The sequence below is a fragment of the Segeticoccus rhizosphaerae genome (assembly GCF_009192725.1).
Lineage (GTDB): Bacteria > Actinomycetota > Actinomycetes > Actinomycetales > Dermatophilaceae > Segeticoccus > Segeticoccus rhizosphaerae.
Genome location: NZ_VOHR01000266.1, coordinates 1 through 5,199 on the forward strand (window position 1 = coordinate 1; position 5,199 = coordinate 5,199).

At 72.8% G+C, this 5,199-nt stretch carries 6 protein-coding genes; 4 read left to right on the top strand and 2 right to left on the bottom strand.

Annotated features, from left to right (window positions below; genetic code table 11):
* Positions 1-333 (top strand): hypothetical protein (locus tag FRW57_RS23370; protein ID WP_203230380.1); only part of this gene is annotated, 333 nt, incomplete at its 5' end.
* 28 nt (positions 334-361) lie between these two features.
* Here FRW57_RS23370 and FRW57_RS16815 read toward each other — a convergent pair.
* Positions 362-1,903, bottom strand: a complete 1,542-nt coding sequence (locus FRW57_RS16815; protein WP_152186534.1) for a sensor histidine kinase — start codon at positions 1,901-1,903, stop codon at positions 362-364.
* Positions 1,900-2,661, bottom strand: a complete 762-nt coding sequence (locus tag FRW57_RS16820) for a response regulator transcription factor (RefSeq protein ID WP_152186535.1) — start codon at positions 2,659-2,661, stop codon at positions 1,900-1,902. Before FRW57_RS16820 ends, FRW57_RS16815 begins: the two co-directional genes overlap by 4 nt.
* Positions 2,662-2,913: 252 nt before the next feature.
* On the opposite strand from FRW57_RS16820, the gene FRW57_RS16825 reads away from it, so the two are divergent.
* From FRW57_RS16825 to FRW57_RS16835, 3 genes are all read left to right on the top strand, one after another.
* Positions 2,914-4,293, top strand: coding sequence for a ferredoxin reductase family protein (locus FRW57_RS16825; protein ID WP_152186536.1), 1,380 nt, complete (start codon positions 2,914-2,916; stop codon positions 4,291-4,293).
* Between the two features lie 13 nt (positions 4,294-4,306).
* A complete protein-coding gene (locus tag FRW57_RS16830; protein ID WP_152186537.1) occupies positions 4,307-4,825 on the top strand; it encodes an FMN-binding protein in 519 nt (172 codons plus the stop codon).
* Between the two features lie 53 nt (positions 4,826-4,878).
* Positions 4,879-5,199: FAD:protein FMN transferase (locus FRW57_RS16835; RefSeq protein ID WP_162529395.1), on the top strand; the 321-nt coding region annotated here is incomplete at its 3' end.

Sequence of the window (5,199 nt, forward strand, 5' to 3'; positions counted from 1 at the left end):
CGGGTCCTGCCGACGGGCGGTCCGTGGCCGCGGCTGGCCGGGCAGCCGCTCGCCTGGACCGTGCTCGGATTCGCGGTGCTCGGCACGGTGCTCTATGCACGGTCGCTGGAGCGTGGGCCGGTCGGCCCCGCGACCGTGGTGCTGTGGCTGACCGAGCTGATCGTCGCCGGGGTGAGTGGCGCGCTGCTGCTGGGCGACCGGACCCGACCGGGCTGGCTGCTGCCCACCCTCGCCGCCCTGGTCGTGGCCGCAGCAGCCTCGGCGGTCCTGGCCGGTGCCGGGCACCTGCAGGGCGGCCCGGTTGGTGCCTCGGAAGAACTCCGTCAAGGGTGACCGCTGGTGCGCGGCACGGGTGGCTCGGTCATGTTCCTGGTGGCAGCAGGAGGTGGAAAGTGGTCCGACCCGGCCTGCTGTCCACGGTGACGGTGCCCTGGTGCGCGTGGGCGACGGCCGCGACGATGGCCAGGCCCAGACCGGTGCCTCCAGCCGCGCGCGAGCTGTCGCCTCGGGCGAAGCGCTCGAACAGGGTGGGCAGGACGGCTGCAGGGATGCCCGGCCCGTTGTCGATCACCGCGACCTCGACGGGGTCGGTCTGCACGTCGGCCTGCCCGCCCGCTGCGTGGCGGCTGACCCGGACGGTCACGGTCGTTCCGGCCGGGGTGTGGGTGCTCGCGTTGGCGAGCAGGTTGGCGAGGACCTGGTGGAGCCGGTACTCGTCACCACGGATCGTGACGGACTCCTCGGGAAGGTCGAGGGCCCAACGGTGATCCGGAGCGGCGGCTCGGGCGTCGTTGGCCGTGTCGATCGCCAACCGGGTCAGGTCGACCGGTTCTCGGGCAAGGGGACGGCCCGCGTCGAGCCGCGCGAGCAGCAGGAGGTCGTCGACCAGGGTGCCCATGCGGGACGAGGCCGCCTCGACGCGGTGCAGCGCGTGGTCGACCGGGTCGGTGAGCGTGCCGGGGCTGCGGCGGGCCAGCTCGGTGTGGCTTCGGATCGTCGCCAGTGGGGTGCGCAGCTCGTGGCTGGCGTCGGCGACGAATCGTCGGAGCCGGTCCTCGGTGGCGTGCCGGGCTGCCAGGGAGGCCTCGACGTGGTCGAGCAGCTGGTTGAACGCCGCGCCGAGCTGTCCCACCTCGGTGCCCGGGTCCTGGGGAGGGACGCGGTCGGGCAGGGCGATCTCGCCGCTGGCCAGGGGCAGTTCGGAGACGGCGGTGGCGGTGGCGGCGACCCGGTGCAGTGGGCGCAGCGAGAGCCGCACGAACGTCGCCCCTGCGAGGCCGGTGACCAGCAGCACGACGGCGAAGACGACGACCTCCACCACCTCGAGTCGTTCGAGGGTGTCGTGGACCGGGCGCAGGGGGAGGCCGGTGAGCTGCACGTCGCCATCTCGGCCCGGGACCGCCCGGACGCGGTAGTCGCCGAGGGCGTCGAGGTGCAGAGTGCGGGACGTCCCGTCGGGCGGCGTCCGCACCAGGGCCGAGCGATCGGCCCTGGTCAGGCTGGCGGTGTCGTCCTGGTCGTGGTCGCCGTCGCCGTGCACGATGGCGGCCTGGGCGATCGTCCCGCCGACCAGGTGCACCCCGAGCGTGCCGACGGACTGGCCGGGCACATCGGACAACCCCTCGCCCGGCTCGACCCCGCCGGGCGCCCCGGTGCCAACGGTGTTTTCGCTGTGCTCGAGACTGACCGCGAACCGGCTGCCCGCAGCGATGAGCTGCTGGTCGAGCCGGCCGAGCAGGAACCCACGCAGGGCCAGGGTGGTCGCGAGGCCCACCACGGCGCAGGCGAGCAGCAGCAGGAGGAGCAGGCCGGCAGTCAGCCGGGTGCGCAGGGGCCGGCGAGCCAGCCATCCCCCCGATGACCCCGATGGTCCCCGCCCGCGACGATCGGCGGGAGGCGTCATCCCGGCGGTTTCAGCACGTAACCCACCCCACGCACGGTGTGGATCAGGGGGTCCCGACCGGCGTCGATCTTCTTGCGCAGGTAGCTGATGTAGAGCTCGACCACGTGCGCCTGCCCGCCGAAGTCGTAGTCCCACACCCGGTCGAGGATCTGCGCCTTGGACAGCACCCGGCGCGGGTTGCGCAGCAGGTATCGCAGCAACTCGAACTCGGTCGCGGTCAGGTCGATCAGCTCACCGGCCCGGTGCACCTCACGGGCGTCCTCGTCCATGGTCAGGTCCGCCACGGCGAGACCCGCCCGGCCGCGCGTGCGGGCGAGACCCGCCCTGCGCAGCAGCCCGCGGAGCCGCGCGAGGACCTCCTCCAGGCTGAACGGCTTGGTGACGTAGTCGTCGCCGCCGGCGGTGATCCCGGCGATGCGGTCCTCGACGGAGTCGCGCGCGGTGAGGAAGAGCACGCAGACCGTCGGCTGTGCGGCACGTAGCCGGTGCAGCACCTCCAGGCCGTCGAGGTCGGGCAGCATGAGGTCGAGCACGACCGCGTCGGGGGCGAACTCGTGCGCGGTCCGGACCGCGCAGGCCCCGTCCCCGGCGGTCCGCACCTCCCAGCCCTCTGAGCGCAGCACGCTGGCCAGCACCTCGGCCAGGCTCGGCTCGTCGTCGACGACCAGCACTCGCACCGCGGTGCCGTCGATCCGCAACAGCTTCACGGGAGGATCCGGCGCCGCCCTCACGGTGGGCGCGGACGTAGCAGCTTTCATCGGGATCCTCTCGGAACAGCGCACGTGAAAGCCATTGTCCCTGCTGCTTTCTGAGATTCCTCTGAGTTCCCTCTGCGCTTCGTCTGCGCTTCGTCTGCGCTGGCGGCGCGAAACTCACGGCCCGGCCAGAGCCTGTTCAGAGGATTTACAGAAATCGCGCACCGATGCTGGGGGTGTTGTCCGCGGCGCCGGGCCTGACCGGCCGGCGGACACCACGAAGGAGCTGCCTCGACCTTGGGAGCCGTTGTGACCATGACCCTCGATGACCGCGTGACCCGCACGAGACGTCCACCGGGAGTGCCGCGCCGTGGACAGGTCCGGCGCGCACGCCCGACCTGGGCGCTCGGCCTGATCTGGGGTGGCGCGGCGGCGGTGCTCGGCCTGTGGTGGCACGACACGACGTCGGTGTCCGGGCTCGGGGGCTGGCTGACCGGCGCCGGGCGGATCACGGGCCTGCTGGCCGGCTACGCGGTCGTGGTGCTGGTGGCGCTGATGGCGCGCATACCCCTGCTGGAGCGGGGCGTGGGTGCCGACCGGCTGGCCCGCTGGCACGCGATGGGTGGCCGCTACACCGTGAGCCTCGTCGTCGCCCACGGGCTGCTGATCACCTGGGGTTACGCGGTCACCGCCCACACCAGCGTGGTCAGCCAGGCGGGGACGCTGCTGCTCAGCTACCCCGACGTGCTGATGGCGACGGTGGCCGGCGTGCTGCTGCTCGGCGTCGGGATCGTCTCGGCGCGGGCCGCCCGGGCACGGTTGCGCTACGAGACCTGGTACTACCTGCACTTCTACACCTACCTCGCGGTGGCGCTCGCCTTCAGCCACCAGTTCGCCACCGGCGCCGACTTCGTGACGAACCTGCCGGCGCGCATCGCGTGGTCGGCGATGTACGCCGCGGTCGGCGCGGCCCTGGTGTGGTACCGGCTGGTCACCCCGCTGCGGCAGGCCGCGCGGCACCGGTTGCGTGTCGCCGCCGTCCACCACGAGGCACCCGGTGTGGTGTCAGTGGTGATCACCGGCAGGCAGCTGACCCAGCTGGCCGCCGAGCCGGGCCAGTTCTTCCGGTGGCGATTCCTCACCCGCGACCTGTGGTGGTCGGCCAACCCCTACTCGCTGTCGGCGCCACCTCGCCCGACGGCGCTGCGGATCACCGTGAAGGCGCTCGGTGACCACAGCCGATCGCTGGCCCACCTGAAGGCTGGCACCCGGGTGCTCGCCGAAGGCCCCTACGGCGCGTTCACCGAGGACCGGCGTCGCCGGCGCCAGGTGTTGCTGATCGCCGGCGGCGCCGGGATTACCCCGCTGCGAGCGCTGTTCGAGACGCTGCAGGCCGCCCCCGGCGAGCTCACCCTGCTCTACCGCGCCAACCACGACACCGAGGTCGTCTTTCGCCGCGAGCTCGATCAGATCGCCGAGTGCCGCGGCGCACGGGTGCACTACCTGATCGGCCTGCACACGCGGTTGGCGCAGGACCCCTTGTCCGCCCCCGCGCTGACCTCGCTCGTCCCGGGCCTGCGCCACCACGACGTCTACCTGTGCGGCCCGCAGGGCATGACCCGTGCCGCCACGGCGGGGCTCCGCGGTGCCGGAGTCCCCGGCCGGCACATCCACCACGAGTCGTTCGAGCTGTGAGCGGGAGATCATCGTGAAGCGCTTCATCCTCGCCCTCGCCGCCACCGTCACCGGACTGGTGCTGCTGCTCGGCTTCAAGACCCATCCCACCGCGACCCTCGGCGCGCCCGCGGCCGCGGTCCCCTCTCCCGGCTCGAGCGCCACCTCGACGCCCACTTCCAAGCCCGCCTCCACGCGTGACTCCAGGGCCACTCCGCGGCACGGCGCCGGTCAGGGCCACGGCGCGAAGGCGACCAGCACCGCGGCGCCGACCACCCGGACCATCACCGGCGGCACCGCCGACACCCCCTACGGACCGGTGCAGCTCCAAATCACGCTGACCGGCCGCAAGATCACCGGGGTCAACCCGTTGCAGCTGCCCCACGACCAGCAACGCAGCCAGCAGATCGCCAGCTATGCCGTGCCGCAACTGACCCGGGAGGCCCTGGCCGCGCAGAGCGCCCACATCGACATGGTCTCGGGCGCCACCTACACCAGCGAGGGATACGCCGCCTCGCTGCAGAACGCCCTCGACCAGGCCGGCCACCGATGACTGCCGACACCCGCCCCCACCCCGGTCCACGGATCCATCGTGTCGAGCACTGCATGGGCACCGTGTTCTCCCTGGACGTCCGCGACCCCGCTCCGGGCGTCGAGGCCGCGGTCGGACGAGTCGTCGACTGGCTGCACCGGGTGGACGCCACCTTCTCCACCTACCGGCCCGACAGCCCGATCAGCCGGCTCGGCCGGGGCGAGACATCCCTGGACGACGGCCCGGACGAGGTCGCCGAGGTCCTCGCCCTGTGCGCGGACGCCACAGCCGTCAGCGACGGCTACTTCACCGCCACGCCGGGCGGCGCGCTCGACCCCTCCGGGCTGGTCAAGGGCTGGGCGATCGAGCACGCGAGCGCGCTGCTTCGCGCCGCC